Source organism: Mangrovibacterium lignilyticum, assembly GCF_010882175.1.
Classification (GTDB): Bacteria; Bacteroidota; Bacteroidia; order Bacteroidales; family Prolixibacteraceae; genus Mangrovibacterium; species Mangrovibacterium lignilyticum.
In genome coordinates this window covers 960,728-977,137 of record NZ_WKLH01000001.1, presented here as the reverse complement: position 1 = coordinate 977,137, position 16,410 = coordinate 960,728, and the positions used below count along the sequence as shown (strand labels likewise).

General features: G+C 42.9%; 18 protein-coding genes and 1 tRNA gene. 15 read left to right on the top strand and 4 right to left on the bottom strand.

Going from position 1 to position 16,410, the window contains the following annotated elements; translation table 11 throughout:
- The first annotated feature begins 8 nt into the window (after positions 1 to 8).
- Genes GJV22_RS04000 through GJV22_RS03990 form a run of 3 tightly spaced genes read left to right on the top strand, consistent with a single transcriptional unit; the run spans position 9 to position 1,893 of the window.
- Positions 9 to 611, top strand: a complete 603-nt coding sequence (locus GJV22_RS04000; protein WP_163709016.1) for a YeeE/YedE thiosulfate transporter family protein — start codon at positions 9 to 11, stop codon at positions 609 to 611.
- Positions 612 to 614: 3 nt separating this feature from the next.
- The gene (locus GJV22_RS03995; RefSeq protein ID WP_163709014.1) at positions 615 to 1,226 is read left to right on the top strand and encodes a rhodanese-like domain-containing protein; all 612 of its coding nucleotides are present in this window, start codon (positions 615 to 617) and stop codon (positions 1,224 to 1,226) included.
- Between the two features lie 28 nt (positions 1,227 to 1,254).
- Complete coding sequence (locus GJV22_RS03990) at positions 1,255 to 1,893, top strand: rhodanese-like domain-containing protein (protein WP_163709009.1); 639 nt, start codon at positions 1,255 to 1,257, stop codon at positions 1,891 to 1,893.
- Between the two features lie 141 nt (positions 1,894 to 2,034).
- Here GJV22_RS03990 and GJV22_RS03985 read toward each other — a convergent pair whose 3' ends face one another.
- Positions 2,035 to 2,502, bottom strand: coding sequence for a DUF6428 family protein (locus GJV22_RS03985; RefSeq protein ID WP_163709006.1), 468 nt, complete (start codon positions 2,500 to 2,502; stop codon positions 2,035 to 2,037).
- Between the two features lie 125 nt (positions 2,503 to 2,627).
- Here GJV22_RS03985 and GJV22_RS03980 point away from each other — a divergent pair, with 125 nt between their 5' ends.
- Positions 2,628 to 3,017 carry a transposase gene (locus tag GJV22_RS03980; RefSeq protein WP_163709003.1) on the top strand — a complete coding sequence of 130 codons (390 nt, stop codon included), beginning with the start codon at positions 2,628 to 2,630 and terminating at the stop codon, positions 3,015 to 3,017.
- Positions 3,018 to 3,118: 101 nt separating this feature from the next.
- On the opposite strand, the gene GJV22_RS03975 is transcribed toward GJV22_RS03980, so the two are convergent.
- Positions 3,119 to 3,190, bottom strand: a tRNA-Glu gene (locus GJV22_RS03975).
- Positions 3,191 to 3,379: 189 nt separating this feature from the next.
- On the opposite strand from GJV22_RS03975, the gene GJV22_RS22120 reads away from it, so the two are divergent.
- The 3 genes from GJV22_RS22120 (at position 3,380) to GJV22_RS03965 (ending at position 5,050) form a co-directional block, all read left to right on the top strand.
- Positions 3,380 to 3,598: a DMT family protein gene (locus GJV22_RS22120; protein ID WP_205461740.1), complete on the top strand. Its 219-nt coding sequence runs from the start codon at positions 3,380 to 3,382 to the stop codon at positions 3,596 to 3,598.
- Positions 3,543 to 3,743 (top strand): DMT family protein, encoded by a 201-nt coding sequence (locus GJV22_RS22365; protein ID WP_205461739.1) that lies wholly within the window; start codon positions 3,543 to 3,545, stop codon positions 3,741 to 3,743. Before GJV22_RS22120 ends, GJV22_RS22365 begins: the two co-directional genes overlap by 56 nt.
- 284 nt (positions 3,744 to 4,027) lie before the next feature.
- Positions 4,028 to 5,050, top strand: a complete 1,023-nt coding sequence (locus GJV22_RS03965; RefSeq protein ID WP_163709001.1) for a DUF481 domain-containing protein — start codon at positions 4,028 to 4,030, stop codon at positions 5,048 to 5,050.
- Between the two features lie 115 nt (positions 5,051 to 5,165).
- Here the strand turns inward: GJV22_RS03965 and GJV22_RS03960 are convergent, their stop codons facing one another.
- Complete coding sequence (locus GJV22_RS03960) at positions 5,166 to 6,320, bottom strand: BamA/TamA family outer membrane protein (protein ID WP_163708998.1); 1,155 nt, start codon at positions 6,318 to 6,320, stop codon at positions 5,166 to 5,168.
- Between the two features lie 265 nt (positions 6,321 to 6,585).
- Positions 6,586 to 6,738, bottom strand: a complete 153-nt coding sequence (locus GJV22_RS03955; RefSeq protein ID WP_163708995.1) for a hypothetical protein — start codon at positions 6,736 to 6,738, stop codon at positions 6,586 to 6,588.
- Between the two features lie 105 nt (positions 6,739 to 6,843).
- Between GJV22_RS03955 and GJV22_RS03950 the strand changes: the two genes are divergently transcribed.
- The 8 genes from GJV22_RS03950 to lon all read left to right on the top strand — a co-directional run bounded on the left by GJV22_RS03950 (position 6,844) and on the right by lon (position 16,405).
- Positions 6,844 to 8,145 (top strand): oligosaccharide flippase family protein, encoded by a 1,302-nt coding sequence (locus tag GJV22_RS03950; protein WP_163708991.1) that lies wholly within the window; start codon positions 6,844 to 6,846, stop codon positions 8,143 to 8,145.
- Position 8,146: 1 nt separating this feature from the next.
- A complete protein-coding gene (locus GJV22_RS03945; protein WP_163708989.1) occupies positions 8,147 to 8,848 on the top strand; it encodes a DNA alkylation repair protein in 702 nt (233 codons plus the stop codon).
- Between the two features lie 114 nt (positions 8,849 to 8,962).
- Positions 8,963 to 9,739: a Bax inhibitor-1/YccA family protein gene (locus GJV22_RS03940; RefSeq protein WP_163708987.1), complete on the top strand. Its 777-nt coding sequence runs from the start codon at positions 8,963 to 8,965 to the stop codon at positions 9,737 to 9,739.
- A 104-nt stretch (positions 9,740 to 9,843) separates the two neighbouring features.
- The gene (locus tag GJV22_RS03935; RefSeq protein ID WP_163708984.1) at positions 9,844 to 11,010 is read left to right on the top strand and encodes a GNAT family N-acetyltransferase; all 1,167 of its coding nucleotides are present in this window, start codon (positions 9,844 to 9,846) and stop codon (positions 11,008 to 11,010) included.
- 65 nt (positions 11,011 to 11,075) lie between these two features.
- Positions 11,076 to 12,263: a GNAT family N-acetyltransferase gene (locus GJV22_RS03930; RefSeq protein WP_163708981.1), complete on the top strand. Its 1,188-nt coding sequence runs from the start codon at positions 11,076 to 11,078 to the stop codon at positions 12,261 to 12,263.
- A gap of 75 nt (positions 12,264 to 12,338) precedes the next feature.
- Positions 12,339 to 12,602 carry a type B 50S ribosomal protein L31 gene (locus GJV22_RS03925; protein WP_163708977.1) on the top strand — a complete coding sequence of 88 codons (264 nt, stop codon included), beginning with the start codon at positions 12,339 to 12,341 and terminating at the stop codon, positions 12,600 to 12,602.
- Between the two features lie 82 nt (positions 12,603 to 12,684).
- The gene (locus GJV22_RS03920; protein WP_163708974.1) at positions 12,685 to 13,869 is read left to right on the top strand and encodes a GlmU family protein; all 1,185 of its coding nucleotides are present in this window, start codon (positions 12,685 to 12,687) and stop codon (positions 13,867 to 13,869) included.
- Between the two features lie 106 nt (positions 13,870 to 13,975).
- Complete coding sequence (lon, locus tag GJV22_RS03915; protein WP_205461738.1) at positions 13,976 to 16,405, top strand: endopeptidase La; 2,430 nt, start codon at positions 13,976 to 13,978, stop codon at positions 16,403 to 16,405.
- Positions 16,406 to 16,410 lie beyond the last annotated feature (5 nt).

The window sequence follows — 16,410 nt, the reverse complement described above, 5'->3', positions numbered from 1 at the left end:
TATTCAATATGTGCCCATTAATTCCAAACGGTATAATCAGTAGTGGCTGGGACTTTGTGATTGCCATTATTTTGGGGATGGCTTTTGGCTTTATTCTCGAAGCATCCGGTTTTTCTTCAGCCCGAAACATTGTTGGTGTTTTCTATGGCTACAATTTCGTGGTGCTGCGCGTATTTTTCACGGCGCTGATTGTCGCGATGGTAGGCCTGCTGTATTTCGACTATTTCGGCTGGCTCGATCTATCTAAAATATTCATTCTGCCCACTTATCTGACTCCCATGATTATTGGAGGAGTTGTTATGGGTGTCGGTTTTATTATGGGGGGCTTTTGTCCCGGCACAAGCTTCACAGCGGTGGCTATCGGTAAAATTGATGGTATCGTTTTTACCATTGGTCTTTACTTCGGAATCTTTATATTCTCCGAAGCATTTCCGTTGTTCGGCGATTTTTACACGAGCGGAGATCTTGGCAATGTAACTATTACTGACGCAACCGGCATTCCTGCATCGTGGGTGGCAATGGGCTTCACCGTGGTGGCTTTGGCTGCTTTCTGGGGAACGATGTTTGTTGAAAAGCGTGTTCGCAAAAACATGACCGAATATAAATTCTAACACATGGACAGAAACTATATCTACCTCACCATTCTGATGCTGGTCTTGGCTATCGGCACATTATTGGTTAATAACGAACCGAAATTGAAGCAAATTGAACCACAGCAGTTGCTGCTCGAAATGGTTCAGCCAACCCGCTATGTGACTACCGATCAGATCGCAAAGATGATCATCCACGGGGATCCATCGCTGGAGTTGGTCGATGTGCGGTCTGCTGATGAGTTTGAGCAGTTTGCGCTGCCACGTTCGGTCAACATTCCGCTCGATAGCCTGATAAATTCATCCAGTTTGGGGTACTTCGGCATTCCCGGAACAAAGGTGGTTTTCGTGTCGAACGATGATATTGCTGCTGATCAGGCTTGGGTGCTCACGAAACGCCTTGGGTTTAAAGGCACTTACGTCATGCGGGGAGGACTGAATTGCTGGATGGAAACCATCATCAACCCGCAGGAGCCATCGGAGGGATCACCTAATACCGCTTACGAAACCTATGCTTTTCGAAAAGGAGCGCAGCAGTATTTTACAGGCGCAAAGGCAGAAGTAGCCGAAGGTTCGAAAGTGAAAGTTGAAGTACAACGGCGCAAAAAGACGAGTGCTGTTGCCGGAGGCTGCTAATTAAGACTAATCTGAAACAAAAGAAATTATGCATATACACGAATTAAATCCTTGGCGAACGCTCATCGTACTAACGGTGTTTGTGGCCATAATGATCGTTGGTTTTGTAACAATGCGCGAACCGTTGCTGACTTATGAAATGGATATGAAAACAAGTGTGGCCGAAACCAAGTCGGACGATAGTTGCTTCTATCTCTGGCAACTGGTTGGTTTTATTGAAAAAGAAAATGCTGATGTCGTGCTGTTTGATATCCGTGATAACTTTGTTTTTGGCCAGGGGCATATTCCCGGAGCGGAGAATCTGTCGGCACAAAATTTAGCACGGGAAGAAAGTATTGCCCGTCTCGAAGAATTGAAAAATAAGAATACGACAGTTGTGTTGTATGGAGATGATCAATTGCAAGCCAACGGGCCAGTGATGTTATTTCGCCAGGTTGGTTTCGACAATGTAAAGGCGCTGGTTGGCGGCTATCAGTATTATAAACAACACAAAGATGATTTGTTAGCCACTCAAAATGATTCAACTTTGATGCAAGAAATTGCTCGTTATAATTACGCTGAAATGGCTGCTCCAACGAATGGTGCTGCAATAAATAAAGTGAGTCAAAAGAAGACTGTTGAAGTTACCCGCCGTAAAAAAACGGCTGCGGTAGCCGGAGGTTGTTAGTCGGAAATGGGTTGGGGAGGCCTATTGTCGATCAGGGGAAAAAGACCAAATAGTATCGCGGGTTGTCTGAATATTTCGGACAACCTGCTTTTTTTGTTCATTTTATCCATGATGGAACAGATGTGTTTTCTGTGCCCTGCCTTAGCAACAACCACTGCCCGGAGTGCAGCACGAGCTGATTGGGGCATAGGTAAAACCTACTTGAGGTTCCGTTACCGGAATGCCACATTTGTCTTTAGCCAGGCAGTCGGTTTGTTTGGATGTCAGCAGGAAATTTGTTCCATCAAAGTCTAATCCGAATTTCTCAATTGTTTGCCCCTGGTATTCGACTTCTATTTCCAAATCGCCGATATTCAATGTTTTTTCAGAAAGGTTGATGATGTGCAACAGCTTTTCCGGATGAAGCCTGTGGTCGTAATCAGTAGCATTCCAAAGTTGAAAATTCACGACTTCTTCATTGCGAACTGTTCCGCCACAATCGATAAAGTGTTTGGTGACTTTTCCTACTTCCGTTACGTGAAAGTGGGTTGGAACTAATTCTCCGTTTGGTAATTGAAAAGCAATGGTTTCCAGCTGTTTTAATGCTGATTTTATTTGTGATAATTTCATACTCATTTTTTTCATGCAATATCACGATTAACATCTTCCACGTTAAATTGTTTTGCGGGGGTAAAATCTCCCGTAGCAGTTATTAAAAAGCTATAGCCTTTTTTAGAAAGGTAATTCATCTTGAAATGCAGTGGTTTAAGTCAGCTGACCAGTGGACACCAACACAAAAGGAAAGAGCAACAATCCTGTTAGCACAGTACCCCGACTTTAAAAAGGCATACAACCTGGTTCATAAGCTTCGCTTAACCTTCTCAAAGACAAAAGAGAAAGGAGTCGCTTTCACCAAACTTGCCCATTGGTACCGGGAAGTTGATGAATCTGAATTCAAGTCATTCAACACCATTGCCGCAAGTATACTCGTGCATGCATTCGAAATTCTGAACTTCTTCGATCATCGAAGCACCAATGCTTCTGCAGAATCCTTCAATGCAAAGTTGAAAGCTTTCAGAGCATCATTGAGAGGAGTGAATGACACGACATTCTTTCAGTACAGAGTAGCTAAAATTAATGCCTGAATTTAAAATCCCTCAAGTTTTTAAAGTGATCCGGTAAAAGGAATATGAGCAGGGGAGTTACAAAAAAAAGAAGAACCGTTTCTGATTCTTCTTTTGTGATGTAGCCCGTAGGGGAATCGAACCCCTGCTACCAGGATGAAAACCTGGCGTCCTAACCGCTAGACGAACGGGCCGGCATTTTGGTTCCCTTAGTTTGGGGTGGCAAAAATAAATACTTTTTTGGTTTTTCAGACTTTGGGCGCGAAAAATTCTTCGACTTTTTTTATGGTGCTGGTTCGCTTCTTAGGTTGTGAAAATTTAGTTGTTTGAGCTGGTCGTTTGAATTCGGTAATTCGATAGTTTTGTGTCCAAATTATTTCAAGATGAAAGTGTTGCTTACTGTTGGGTTGCTGGTGCTGTCGAATACCTTTATGACCGTTGCCTGGTACGGTCACCTGAAGTTTGCTGAAATGAAATGGTTCAGCCAATTGGGGCTGATTGCTATTTTGCTTATTGGGGGATTGCGTTGTTCTTGCATTTTTCCAGGTGCCGGCTTATCGAATTGGCTTCAAAGAGCACAGTGGACCGTTTTCTTTGATTGAACGAATAGTGCTGCAGGAAGTAAGTCGTCTGGTAATTTTCTCTGTTTTCACGTTGTTATTGTTTCGCAACGAGAGCTTTCGTTGGAATCATGTCTTTGGATTTGTCTCCCTCGTTTTGGCTGTTTATTTCATTTTTAAGAAATGAGGGATTGTTTCTCCAATAGTTGATTATAGTAAAACCTCCGTTTTCTAATCCTATTTATTTGTTAATCATACTTTTTCCTATTGACTATAAAGTTTAAAGGTTGTAATTTGTGGAACAAACCCTTCGATGGCGGTTGAGGCGATTGAAAATGATATCGTTCGTTAATCGGTTTCTGCGAGAACTAAATACTTTTTTTCTATAATATTGAGTTTCGGGAATAACGGCAAGCTCTTTATACCGGCTCAAGCGAACCACATTTATAAGACTATTAAAAAGAAATGGCAATGGTTAAAAAAATTATTCTTTCAGCTTTTTTGGGCTTTTCAGCCTTGTTTGCATCGGCGCAGCAAGACACGTTGATCTCGGCAACGGGTGATGTCATTATCGGTGAAATTAAATCACTGTCAAAGAACGTTCTTTCGTTTGACACGGATTATGCAGATTCCGAGTTTAAGGTCGACTGGAAAGAGGTGAAAGGACTGGAGTCGGGTAGGGCGGTTGTTGTATTTCTGACCGAAGGGCGAAAATATACCGGTTATTTGAAATACGATGAAGCCGATGATAAAGTGAAAATTACGAGTGGCGGTCTGGAGGTGAAGGTCGATTTAAGTGAGATTGTTAAAATTAATACCACCAACGATAAGTTTAAGGATAAAATTTATATTTCGATTGATGCCGGTTATTCTTACACGAAAGCCAATAACTTATCTCAGTTGTCGATGACCGGGCGGGTCAAGTATACGGAGACGAATTGGAATCTGGGCGGCGGTGTTAATAATGTATCGACCTCGCAGGACGAAGTTGGAACCACCAAACGGCTCGAAGCAAACGTTGATTTTAACCGCGATATTTATGGTCATGCGTATGCTTTTGCCGGGATGGAGTTTTTATCGAGTAGCGAGCAGAACCTTGATTTGCGTACGACTTCCAAACTTGGGGTCGGTTATTATTTTATTCGTGAAAACGGCCTGTATCTGCAGGGCGGTTTGGGTTTGGCCAATGCACACGAACAATACGCAGCACCCGACAATACTTCAAAGAATAGTTTCGAAGGATTAATGGGCTTTGAATTTGATGCCTATGATACCGGTGATTTATCGTTTCGGTTGAAGTCGACAGCTTATCCAAGCTTTTCAAATTCGGGGCGTTGGCGAATTAATAGTGAGGTCTCCGCCAAATGGGATTTGCCGCTTGATTTCTACATAAAGGCCAGTTTTGTCCATAATTTCGACTCAAAGCCTCAGATCGAAAATGTTGATAAAGGCGACTATGTGTTTCAAACAAGCATTGGTTGGGAGTGGGATTAGCAACGTCTCACAGCAGGGACGAATCCGGAGAATCCAGATTGTTAAGAGCTTAAAAGGCGGCAAGTCTTCAGCAACAATCGTTACCGATTTCCCGGATTCGGTTTTTTGCAGGATCTTAAAATGCTTCATTAAAATTGAAGTAAACGCCTTGGGAGTCGCGTCCAATTCCAAAGTCGACACACACATTCATTCGGGGTTGTAGCTCAATACGATAACCGACACCTCCGTTGGGCACCCAGCGGGTTAGATGTGCAACATCGTTGGCAATACTGCCTGTTCCCAGCCACAAAACCATGCCACTCTTGCTTAAGGTATTGTCGCTTTTTTTGAAGGAATAGCGCCACTCGCTCAATAGGAAAGCGGTGGTTTTATCGCGGTAATGTCCCATCAGGTAGCCACGCAGGTTTTTACCTCCCGAGAAATCTGATAATTCGGTAATAGGCACGTCACCATAGGTTGCGCGGGTGAAGAAGCGAAATGCCAAAACATTGCCCGGACGGTTCAGGGTTTTGTAATATCGCGAGTCGAATTCAAACTCCTGAAAGTCATATTTACTTCCCCAAAGATTGTCGTAAAAAGAGGCTGCCAGGTTAAAAAAGACGCCACGCCAGGCATTCACAACGAGATCGCGGCTGTCGTAGGTGATTTGCGCACCGAGTCCATTTAAAAAGTAGCTATCATCGAATTGCGATTTATAGGGGTCATTTTCGACCGGGGGTGCAAAGTTTTTGGTGTTTGCGTAGCCGGGACTCAAGCGCAGGCCAACAAATACAGAAGGCCTTATTTTGTAAGTCAGTTCAAAATCGACTTTGTAAGTAGTTTCGTGGTAGAGGGTTGTTGTATCTGATTGGTGGGTTTGATCGATTTGGTTGAAGCCTTTTCCGTAATAATTGTTGTCTTTGTCCCGAATGGTTAGTTCTGTATTTACCCTTAGTTTGTCCTCCAGCCAAAAGGTTTTCAAGAATGCCCGAATACCAAAATTACCTTTTGAACTGTAGAAAATTGTTGCCGGTAAAGAAGATCGTTGCGAGATGCTATCACTTTTGTTTAGTCTGAATGAATAGAGCATTCCCCCTGACACCAAAAAACCGGCATCGGCCGTGTAAGCCGGAGCAATAATTGGTGATAACCAAGGGCGTCCTTCAGCAAACGCCTGCTGTTTGTGTTCTCCCCTTTTTTCAAGGAAACTATTGAACTTCCCTTGTGCGAAACTTCCGGAAAAAGAAAGTAGCATCAGGAGAAGGAGGGCGATTGTCGTTTTTCTGTTCAAGATGACTTGCGCTAAGGGTTAGTTTCAAATATACGACAATCCTCAGCTTTCATGCATATGATAAGGACAGATCATTGAATCAGTTCATTCTTTTCCGATAAATTATTTCCTTACTTTTCTTGCGAATCCCGACAGACAATGTCTCTCTTTTTTAGTCGAAGAGGATGACAACTCTCGGATTGTCGCTGCTGTGAGCTTGAACTTTTCAACGTAAAACAGGATCATTTTTTTATTTCTACCAGAGTTTGCTTCTGTTCGATGTTTTTCAGGAAGTTAAACTCTTCACCCGACGATTTTTTAGACGAGTAGCTATCTGCGGGTTGTCGAAGACGTGAACATCGGACAGGTTTTGATCGTTCCACTCGCGGAGAAATTCAATAGAAGCGGCTGCAAGGCTGGAGCGATTTTTTGTTTTCATGCTTTCTTGTTTGGATGGTCAAAATTCTTCACTTTTAAAGTTAAATACAAATACCGCGGGCAGAAACCAGTTGGCCGGATGAACCCGATAGTATAGTTTTGAATCATGAAACTTAAATTGACGACTGTTTATTCGCTTCAAGCTTTTCAGTTGATGCGTTATGTCACCATGATCCTGATTGGGGTTTTTATGGCTAAGAGCACGTTGGGCATGGAAGCGATTGGTGCCTATGAACAGTTTATGTTCCTGGCAGGCAGCGTGAGTTTCTTTTGGTTGAATGGCCTCATTCGGGGCTTTTTACCTTTATACCGGGAGGATGATGGTGACGATGTTCGCTTTTTCAATGCCTTTGTATTAATTAGTGCATTGACGGCGGTTAGCTCGTTGCTCATTTTTATGCTGGCAGGTATGTGGTTCCCCGAAGATGCAGGCGAAGGAGCTTTCCCTGTTCGGTGGATGCTGGCAGCATACTTGTTTTGCAGTGTCCCGGCCAGTTTGACAGAGTATTATTTTCTGCTGAAGAAGAAGTCGGCTCGAATAGTCATTTACGGGGCTGTTAGCTATGTTTTAATGACCATTCTTGTGCTTGTTCCCGCTTTAATGGGGTGGGGAATTAGTGGCTGTTTAATAGGCTTGGTCGTTTCTGCGGTTTTTCGATACTTGGTTTTGTGGTTTATTTTGATTCGCTATGTGCGTTTTCAGTTTTCGAAGGCGTATCAGCGGGAACATATCGGCGTGTCTTTGCCACTTATTCTATCAGCTTTGGTGAGTGGCTCTGCGCAGTATGTCGACGGTTTTATCGTTCGTTCTTACTACGACGAATCGGTGTTTGCCATTTTTCGGTTCGGCGCCCGCGAGTTTCCGATCGTTTTATTAATGGCTAATGCTTTCAGTAATGCCTTGTTGCCCGACTTCAGCGGAACAAGCCGGTTTGAGGAGGTGCTCGAAAAAATGAAAAAGGAATCGACTCGTTTGGCGAGGTACCTGTTCCCATTGTCCGGCCTGCTTTTAGTGAGCAGTCACATGCTTTTTCCACTACTTTTCAATTCGAATTTTGGAGAGAGCGCCGGTGTTTTCAATATTTACCTGTTGCTTGTCACCAGCCGGTTATTGTTCCCGCAGACTATTTTAATCGGGTTGAAACAAACATCACTCATTGCCTGGGCTTCTGTTGGTGAGTTAGTGCTGAATGTGACACTTAGTTTTTGGTTTGTGCAGTTTGGGGGAATTGAAGGTGTTGCTTTTGCAACGGTTGTGGCCTACTTGTTTGAGAAGGTCTTCTTGCTGATGATGGTTGAATCTCGGCTTAACATCCCGGTAATAAAATATCAGAATATTTCCCGCCACCTGATCTATTCATTACTTTTGTTGTTTTTATTTTACCTCGTTGAGTTTGTAATATATTAGTATGGATATCTTATTGGACGATCCGGTAACGGAAAAAATATTTCAGGAATTATTGGTCAAGATCCGTTTTTTGAAAAACGGTGAAACTGTTGCCCAAATGAAAAAGATGGGCTTAAACTACAAAGTGAATTGGGGAGCTTCAGTCATTCACCTGCGTGAGTTGGCCAGGAACTACGGGAAAAATCATTTGCTGGCGCTGAAACTTTGGAACAAAGGGTGGCGCGAAACCATGATCTTGGCAACGCTGCTGGAAGTGCCGGATGAAATGACTGAGGAGCAAATGGATTACTGGACCAAAAGCACCGAGACCTCGGAGATTGTTGAGCAGCTGGTTGCAAACCTGCATGTTCACTCGAAGTATGCTTTTGTAAAGGCCATGGAGTACTGCTGCGGCAAAAAACACCTGGTTCGGTATGCTGGCTTGCAGTTAGTTGGCCGTTTGGCAATGGTTGATAAAAAAGCCATTAATGAGATGTTCGAGACATTCTTCCCTGTTTTGTTTCCGCTGGCGAAGGATCAGAAATTAGCTCAAATCTTTTACCGATCGATCATTTTAATGGCCAATCGAAATGATGAGCTTAAAAATGCCTGCGTGAATTTTCTGGAGTTGGTTCAGGAAATGGAAGAAGAGCATCCTAAAAATTTAGCAACGCTTTTACTGGAAGATATTGCCGATATGGACGAAGGGAACATGAATATTTAGATGTTTATTTTAGGTGCCCTGGATTGCAGGCTGCTATTTCGGCAGCTTTTTGAATGCTTTTAGGTTTGGCATTATTTTTATTACATATTTCGTCGAAATTAAAATTTATAAACTATGAATTTAACAAAGTCATCCAATCCGGTTTTCGGGCAGTCAGTCTTTAATCGTATGGATAGTCGTTCTGATTCTGGTGTAATGACTATTAACGGAACGATGAATAAAACCGGTCTGATGTTATTGATCGTTACTTTTGCAGCTATTTTTACTTGGCGTAAATTCTTTGGGGCTTATGATTATTCAACACCCGAAGCGGCTTTTTCGGCCGTTTCAATTTGGATGATCGGTGGCGGTATTGGCGGTTTTATTACTGCTTTGGTTACCGTGTTCCGTCCGCAGAGTTCCAATGTAACAGCTCCATTGTATGCCGTTTTTGAAGGCCTGTTTTTAGGCGGTATTTCGGCGTTCTTTGAAAGCATGTATCCTGGCTTGGTCATGCGTGCCGTTGCTTTAACGCTGGGTGTGTTTTTTGTGATGCTGATGCTTTTCCGTTCCGGAAAACTTCGGGCTAGCGGGAAGTTCAAGATGGGGATTTTGGCAGCAACCGGCGGTATTGCCTTGGTTTATTTTATCAGTTTTATTGCCGGAATGTTTGGTGCCAATCTGGGCTTCCTTTACGGCAACAGTAACATGAGTATTGGTTTTAGCTTAGTGGTGGTTGTTATTGCCGCGTTAAACCTGATTCTGGATTTCGACTTTATTGAGCGCGGGTCGAATGGCGGTGCACCTAAGATTATGGAATGGTACGGCGCTTTTGGATTAATGGTCACCCTTATTTGGTTGTACATGGAAATCCTTCGTTTACTGGCCAAGTTGGCATCGCGACGCAACTAAAATAGAACGTGAAATAAGATATTTGAAACAGGGGCCATGTGTCCCTGTTTTTATTTTCGGGCGGGATGTATTATTTTCGAACGGATTTATACAAGCTTATTCCCATGCAAATAATTCAGGTAGACGATAAGAAATCGGTGAACGCGTTTCACGAGCTGCCCTACACGATATACAAAAATGATCCGAATTGGGTTCCTCCACTTCGGATCATGGTCGAAAATACGTTCAACCCGGGTAAGAATAACAGCCTGAAACATGGCGATGCACAGCGTTGGCTCGTGGAAAAAGATGGGCATGTTGTCGGGCGGATTTCAGCATTTGTAACCGACACATATGCTTATAGCTTCGAGCAGCCGACCGGAGGGATTGGTTTTTTTGAATGTATTGATGATCAGGACGCAGCGAATTTGCTCTTTGATACAGCTATCAGCTGGTTAAAGTCGAAAAACATGGAGGCCGTTGACGGCCCAATTAATATTGGGGAGAACTTCTTTAATTGGGGAGTATTGGTTGATGGTTTTATGCAGCAAACCTTTGGCATGCAGTATAACTTGCCGTATTACGCCAAGTTATTCAATGCCTATGGCTTTCAAACCTATTACGAGCAATATAGCTATCATTTAAATATTACCAGCCCCGATTTGCCGGAGCGTTTTTGGAAGATTGCAGCCTGGATGGCTAAGAAACCTGGCTACACCTATGCCCAGTTTCGTTTTGCCCAAAAAGAGAAATTTATTGCCGATTTCATAGCTATTTATGAACAGGCTTGGGTGAAACACGATAACTATAAACGCATTGATCCGGAAGACATCAACAAGATGTTGGAAGAATCGAAAATGATGCTGGAAGAGGATTTTATATGGTTCGTATATCACGACGGCAAGCCGATTGCGTTTTTCATGATGGTGCCTGATTTAAACCAATTGTTTAAACGAATCCGAAGTGGAAAGGTCAATTTATATAATCTGATGAAAATGCTTTGGTTGCGTCGCAGGAAGGTAATCACGGGGTGCCGGGTTTTGGTGATGGGCGTTATCCCGAAGTTTCAGAAAAGCGGGATTGAGTCGGCAATCTTTTATCAGCTTCGTCAGGTATTGGTGAAGAAACCATGGTATACTGATATGGAAATGAGTTGGGTTGGAGACTTCAATCCAAAGATGATTGCAATTTTCAAGGCGGTAGGGGGAGAGCACGAAAAGACTCACAAGACTTTACGATACTTGTTCGATCGGAACAAAGAATTCAAACGGGCACCGATTATAGAGGACTAGCAATTCTCATGGTGAGAGTTATTTTTTTAGATTAATTTGGCAAATTCATATTTTTTAAATTCAACATGCAACTAAAAATTGTCGACAATGCTCCAAGCCGGAAACTATTTCACAAGGTTCCGCACATAGTTTATAAAGGCGATCCGAACTGGGCGCCACCAATCGAAGGGATGATTGAAGATACATTCAGCCCGGAAAAGAATCCGTCTTTTAAAAACGGAGAAGCGATTCGTTGGGTGCTTACCAGTGGGGACGGGAAATTGCTTGGACGCATTGGTGCTTTCATTAACTACGATAAGTCGAATACCTTTGAGCAGCCAACTGGAGGATGTGGCTTTTTTGAGTGTGTTGATGACCAAAAAGCGGCCAATAAATTGTTCAATGCTGCTCGCGATTGGCTGAAAGAAAGAAATATGGAGGCTATGGATGGGCCTGTTAATTTTGGCGAGAACTATATGAATTGGGGGCTGTTGGTTGATGGTTTTATGCCACAAGGATTCGGTATGCCCTACAACCCGAAGTACTACCAGAAGTTATTCGAAGAGTACGGATTTAAAATGTATTTCCAGCAGTTTAGCTATCACTTGGATACTACTTTGCCCGAGTTGCCGGACCGTTTCTGGAAAGTTGCGGAGTGGGTTGCTAAAAAGCCTCAATTTAGGTTCGAACATTTCTCGTGGGACAAGAAAGACCAATTTATTGACGATTTTGCTACTGTTTATGATAATGCCTGGCGTTTTCACGAGCATTTTAAGCCATTGGATAAAGATGATTTGCGGGACTTTTTGAAGTCGGCAAAGCCCATTTTAGAGCCCGAATTTATTTGGTTCGCGTATCACGAAGACGAGCCGATCGCTTTGTTTGTAATGGTACCCGATTTGAATCAGATTCTGATAAAAATGAAAGGTAAGCTGAATTTATGGGGTATTTTGAAGTTCATGTGGCTAAAAAAGCGCAAAACGATGACGCGTACGCGTAGCTTAATTATTGGAATTGTGCCGAAATTCCAGCGTTCCGGAGTCGACGCAGCGATGTTTTGGCACCTGCGTCCGGTTATGTATCGCAAAAATTGGTACAAGGAAATGGAGCTCAGTTGGGCTGGCGATTTTAATCCGAAGGTTGTGTCTTTGTATGAATCGGTTGGTGGTAAACACACGAAAACGCATTACACTATGCGCTATTTATTCGACCGAAATAAGCCATTTGAACGGGCACCAATCATTAATGCTGAAAAAGTTGGTGAAAAAAAATAAAAAAAGCTTTGGGATTTTAATAGGTGTATGTATATTTGCACCCCGATTGTAATAATGTAGTAAAAGAGATCAGAGATGAAAAAAGAAATACATCCAGATAATTATCGTACGGTGGCATTCAAAGATATGTCAGACGGTACTGTGTTTTTGACTAAGTCTACCATTCAGACAAAGGAAACCGAAGTAGTTGAAGGCGTTGAATATCCGGTTGTTAAACTGGAGATTTCAAGCAGCTCTCATCCATTTTACACTGGTAAAATGAAATTAGTTGACACGGCAGGTCGTGTGGACAAATTCATGAACCGTTACCAGAAACACATGGATTCACGTAAGAAATAATTGACGTATACTACGATAAATTAGAGCTTCGCTTTCGCGAAGCTTTTTTTTTATCTTAATTTTGATAGTTAAACTTTCTGAAATGAATATAATCCTATTTGAAACAGATCAGCGCAACTGCTTACTTCCACTTTGTTATACCCGTCCGGTAGCTTCTTTACGTACCGGTATCTTGACTATTTTTGAGAAATGGAAACTTCGTTTGAGCGGAAATTATTCGTTCAAAACAGAATTGTATTTGAAAGAAAAGTTTCCATTGACACTGGCGGAGGATAATCTCTTGATTTCGGCACATATTTGCCCGAATGATGAATTGGCGAAGCAAGTGAAAGAGCTGAAGAGTTTCGAGGGGATTAAATGGCAGGGAATTCCTGTTGCACTTCGGGTTCCAGCGGCTCAGGTAAAATCTTATCCGGCTTTGTCGGAGACAATCAAGTGGGACAATTTTGACGGTCATCTGGATAACATTCGATACGCATGGGATTTGAATGAGGCGAGTGGTAATCAGTTTCAGCTCGATTTTGAATTGGTGACCGCCGGGCGCCAGTCAGCCCCCTTGAGTGGTTCGAATAACGTGATTGCTCCTGAAAATATTTTTGTAGAGGAAGGTGCACGTGTTGAGTTCGCCACGATTAATGCCAGTGCTGGTCCTGTTTATGTCGGGAAAGGTGCTGAAATTATGGAAGGTGCCCTGATTCGAGGACCATTGGCCCTGGGCGAACATTCGGTCGTTAATTTGGGCTCTAAAATATACGGACCGGTTAGTATCGGCCCTTATTGCAGGGTCGGTGGAGAAATTAGCCATTCTATTTTGATTGGATACAGCAATAAAGGACATGATGGCTTTTTAGGACACTCAGTATTGGGAGAATGGTGTAACTTAGGGGCTGGTACCAATGTTTCGAATCTTAAGAATACCTACGATAAGGTTAAAGTGTGGAGTTATCCGGAAGGTAAATTTGTCCGAACCGGTCTGCAGTTTTGTGGATTAATTATGGGTGACCACTCTAAAGCCGGAATTAATACCATGTTTAATACCGGAACAGTTGTTGGAGTCGGTTGTAATATTCATGGTGCAGGTTTTCCGCGTCAGTTTGTTCCTTCGTTTTCGGATGGTGGCGTTCATGGCTATAAAGTTCATCAATTGAAAACGGTTTTTGGAACAGCAGCGCAGGTCATGGCTCGTCGCTCCACTGTGTTGACGGACGCTGACCAACGCTTGTTGACAGCAATTTTTGATAAATCGGCGGTCTCCCGAAAGTTTTAAGATCGAATGAATCTGGGATTTGGCATGGTGATTGCCAATTTAGATGCTTGGTGTAATCGGCAGGTGACGACGTCAGATTGTCAGGTTTGCCTTTCAAACTAGAATAATGGGAAATAAAAAAGAACAAGTAGTAAAGACTATGATATTTAGCGGTATTTCAGAAGATGATAGCGAGATGATCCCGATCATTGCGGATGGAGATGAGCAGGAATTGAAAAACTTCCAGGCTCCGGATATACTGCCAATATTGCCGCTTCGGAATACAGTTTTATTCCCGGGTGTGGTAATTCCGATTACAGTTGGTCGTCAAAAATCGTTAAAGCTGATCCAGGAAGTGTTTCGCTCCGATAAGTTATTGGGAACCGTCACACAAATCGATGGGGCTGTTGATGATCCGGAAGAGAAGGATTTATATAAAATAGGAACAGTTGCTCAGATCTTGAAGATTCTTGAAATGCCGGATGGTTCTACATCGGTTATCATTCAGGGAAAACGTCGGTTCGAAGCGGTGGAGTATTTGGAAGAGTTTCCTTACTTCAAGGCTCGTGTAAATCTCTTGGAGGAAGTCACAACAGAGGCGGATACTGCTGAGTTTAGTGCCATTGTTGGCTCTTTGAAAGATTTGTCGATTAAGATTGCACAATACTCATCAAATGTGCCGCCTGAAGCCAGTTTTGCGGTCAAGAATATCGAGAACTCTACTTTCCTGATCAACTTCATTTGCTCGAACACGGATTTAAAAGTCGATGAGAAACAAAGTTTGCTTGAAGTAGCCGATTTGCGCGAACGTGGTATTCAAGCGATTTCTTATTTGGTGAAGGAGGTTCAGATGTTGGAGCTGAAGAAGGATATTCAGTCCAAAGTGAAGTTGGAACTCGATCAGCAACAACGGGAATATCTACTAAATCAGCAGATAAAAACCATTCAGAATGAGTTGGGTGGAAATCCCATTGAGCAAGAGATTGCCGATCTTCGTGAAGCTGCGAAAGACAAGAAATGGTCGGAAGAAGTCGGTGCTTTTTTCGAGAAAGAAGTAACAAAACTTGCGCGTTTAAATCCTGCCGCCGGTGAGTATTCTGTTCAGTTTACCTACTGTCAGACGCTATTGGATTTACCGTGGAATGAATATACCGAAGACAACTTCGACCTGCGGCATGCAGAACAGATTTTGGATGAAGAGCATTACGGTCTCGAGAAAGTAAAAGAACGTATTTTGGAACACCTCGCTGTTCTGAAATTGAAAAAAGATATGAAAGCCCCCATTCTGTGTTTGTACGGCCCTCCGGGAGTTGGTAAAACCTCATTGGGGAGATCTATTGCTAAGGCACTTGGTCGAAAATATATTCGAATGAGTTTGGGCGGTTTGCATGATGAATCTGAAATTCGAGGACACCGCAAGACCTATATTGGCGCGATGCCTGGTCGGATTTTGCAGAATATTAAGAAGGCGAAATCTTCCAATCCGCTTTTTATTTTGGATGAGATAGACAAGGTTTCGAGTGATTTCCACGGAGACCCAGCGTCTGCTTTGTTGGAGGTTTTGGACCCTGAACAAAATATGGAATTCCACGATAATTATATTGAGCTGGAGTATGATTTGTCAAAAGTGATGTTCATTGCTACGGCCAATACATTGGGTCCCATTTCGCCGCCACTGCGCGATCGTCTGGAACTGATCGATGTAAATGGCTATATTCTGGAAGAAAAGATCGAAATCGCCAACCGTCACTTAATCCCGAAACAATTGGAAAATCACGGATTAACGGAAGGTCAGCTTATTTTTCCAAGCAATATTGTGGAATTGATCGTTGATAAGTATACGCGTGAATCCGGTGTTCGGGAATTGAATAAAAAAATAGCTAAGGTTATCCGTCGTGTAGCCCGTAAAATCGCTTTTGAAGATTCGTACAATGTTGAATTAACAGAGGCTGATATCCGGGAATATTTGGGCGTTTTCGAATATTCGCGTGAAACCTACCAGGGAAATGAATTTCCGGGAGTAGTTACCGGCTTAGCCTGGACGGCCATGGGAGGTGAGATCCTTTATGTTGAATCGAGTCAGAGTAAGGGTAAAGGCGCATTGACATTGACCGGAAACCTGGGCGAGGTGATGAAAGAGTCAGCCATGCTGGCTTTGGAGTATTTGAAGTCTCATACTGATGAGTTGGACATTGATAACAATGTTTTCGACAATAGTAACTGGCATATCCATGTTCCGGAAGGTGCTATTCCGAAAGATGGTCCTTCAGCCGGGATTACGATGGTGACATCGCTGGCATCGACAATGACGAAGCGAAAAGTCCGGAAAAACATGGCAATGACAGGTGAAATCACCCTGCGCGGAAAAGTGTTGCCGGTTGGAGGTATAAAGGAAAAGATTCTGGCAGCTAAGCGTGCTGGAATCAAGGAGATCATTATGTCTGAAGATAACCGTAAAAACCTGGAAGAAATAAAAGATGTTTACCTGAAAGGTTTAAAGTTCCGGTTTGTGAGTACGATCAGCGAAGTGCTGGAGTATGTACTTTTGAAGAAATAATAGCT

What these genes read in the sequence shown, in the direction of transcription:
- GJV22_RS04000 (WP_163709016.1), top strand. Translation starts at nt 9, where the DNA reads ATGTGCCCATTAATTCCAAACGGTATAATCAGTAGTGGCTGGGACTTT.
- GJV22_RS03995 (WP_163709014.1), top strand. Translation starts at nt 615, where the DNA reads ATGGACAGAAACTATATCTACCTCACCATTCTGATGCTGGTCTTGGCT.
- GJV22_RS03990 (WP_163709009.1), top strand. Translation starts at nt 1,255, where the DNA reads ATGCATATACACGAATTAAATCCTTGGCGAACGCTCATCGTACTAACG.
- GJV22_RS03985 (WP_163709006.1), bottom strand. Translation starts at nt 2,502, where the DNA reads ATGAAATTATCACAAATAAAATCAGCATTAAAACAGCTGGAAACCATT.
- GJV22_RS03980 (WP_163709003.1), top strand. Translation starts at nt 2,628, where the DNA reads ATGCAGTGGTTTAAGTCAGCTGACCAGTGGACACCAACACAAAAGGAA.
- GJV22_RS22120 (WP_205461740.1), top strand. Translation starts at nt 3,380, where the DNA reads ATGAAAGTGTTGCTTACTGTTGGGTTGCTGGTGCTGTCGAATACCTTT.
- GJV22_RS03965 (WP_163709001.1), top strand. Translation starts at nt 4,028, where the DNA reads ATGGTTAAAAAAATTATTCTTTCAGCTTTTTTGGGCTTTTCAGCCTTG.
- GJV22_RS03955 (WP_163708995.1), bottom strand. Translation starts at nt 6,738, where the DNA reads ATGAAAACAAAAAATCGCTCCAGCCTTGCAGCCGCTTCTATTGAATTT.
- GJV22_RS03950 (WP_163708991.1), top strand. Translation starts at nt 6,844, where the DNA reads ATGAAACTTAAATTGACGACTGTTTATTCGCTTCAAGCTTTTCAGTTG.
- GJV22_RS03945 (WP_163708989.1), top strand. Translation starts at nt 8,147, where the DNA reads ATGGATATCTTATTGGACGATCCGGTAACGGAAAAAATATTTCAGGAA.
- GJV22_RS03940 (WP_163708987.1), top strand. Translation starts at nt 8,963, where the DNA reads ATGAATTTAACAAAGTCATCCAATCCGGTTTTCGGGCAGTCAGTCTTT.
- GJV22_RS03935 (WP_163708984.1), top strand. Translation starts at nt 9,844, where the DNA reads ATGCAAATAATTCAGGTAGACGATAAGAAATCGGTGAACGCGTTTCAC.
- GJV22_RS03930 (WP_163708981.1), top strand. Translation starts at nt 11,076, where the DNA reads ATGCAACTAAAAATTGTCGACAATGCTCCAAGCCGGAAACTATTTCAC.
- GJV22_RS03925 (WP_163708977.1), top strand. Translation starts at nt 12,339, where the DNA reads ATGAAAAAAGAAATACATCCAGATAATTATCGTACGGTGGCATTCAAA.
- GJV22_RS03920 (WP_163708974.1), top strand. Translation starts at nt 12,685, where the DNA reads ATGAATATAATCCTATTTGAAACAGATCAGCGCAACTGCTTACTTCCA.
- lon (WP_205461738.1), top strand. Translation starts at nt 13,976, where the DNA reads ATGGGAAATAAAAAAGAACAAGTAGTAAAGACTATGATATTTAGCGGT.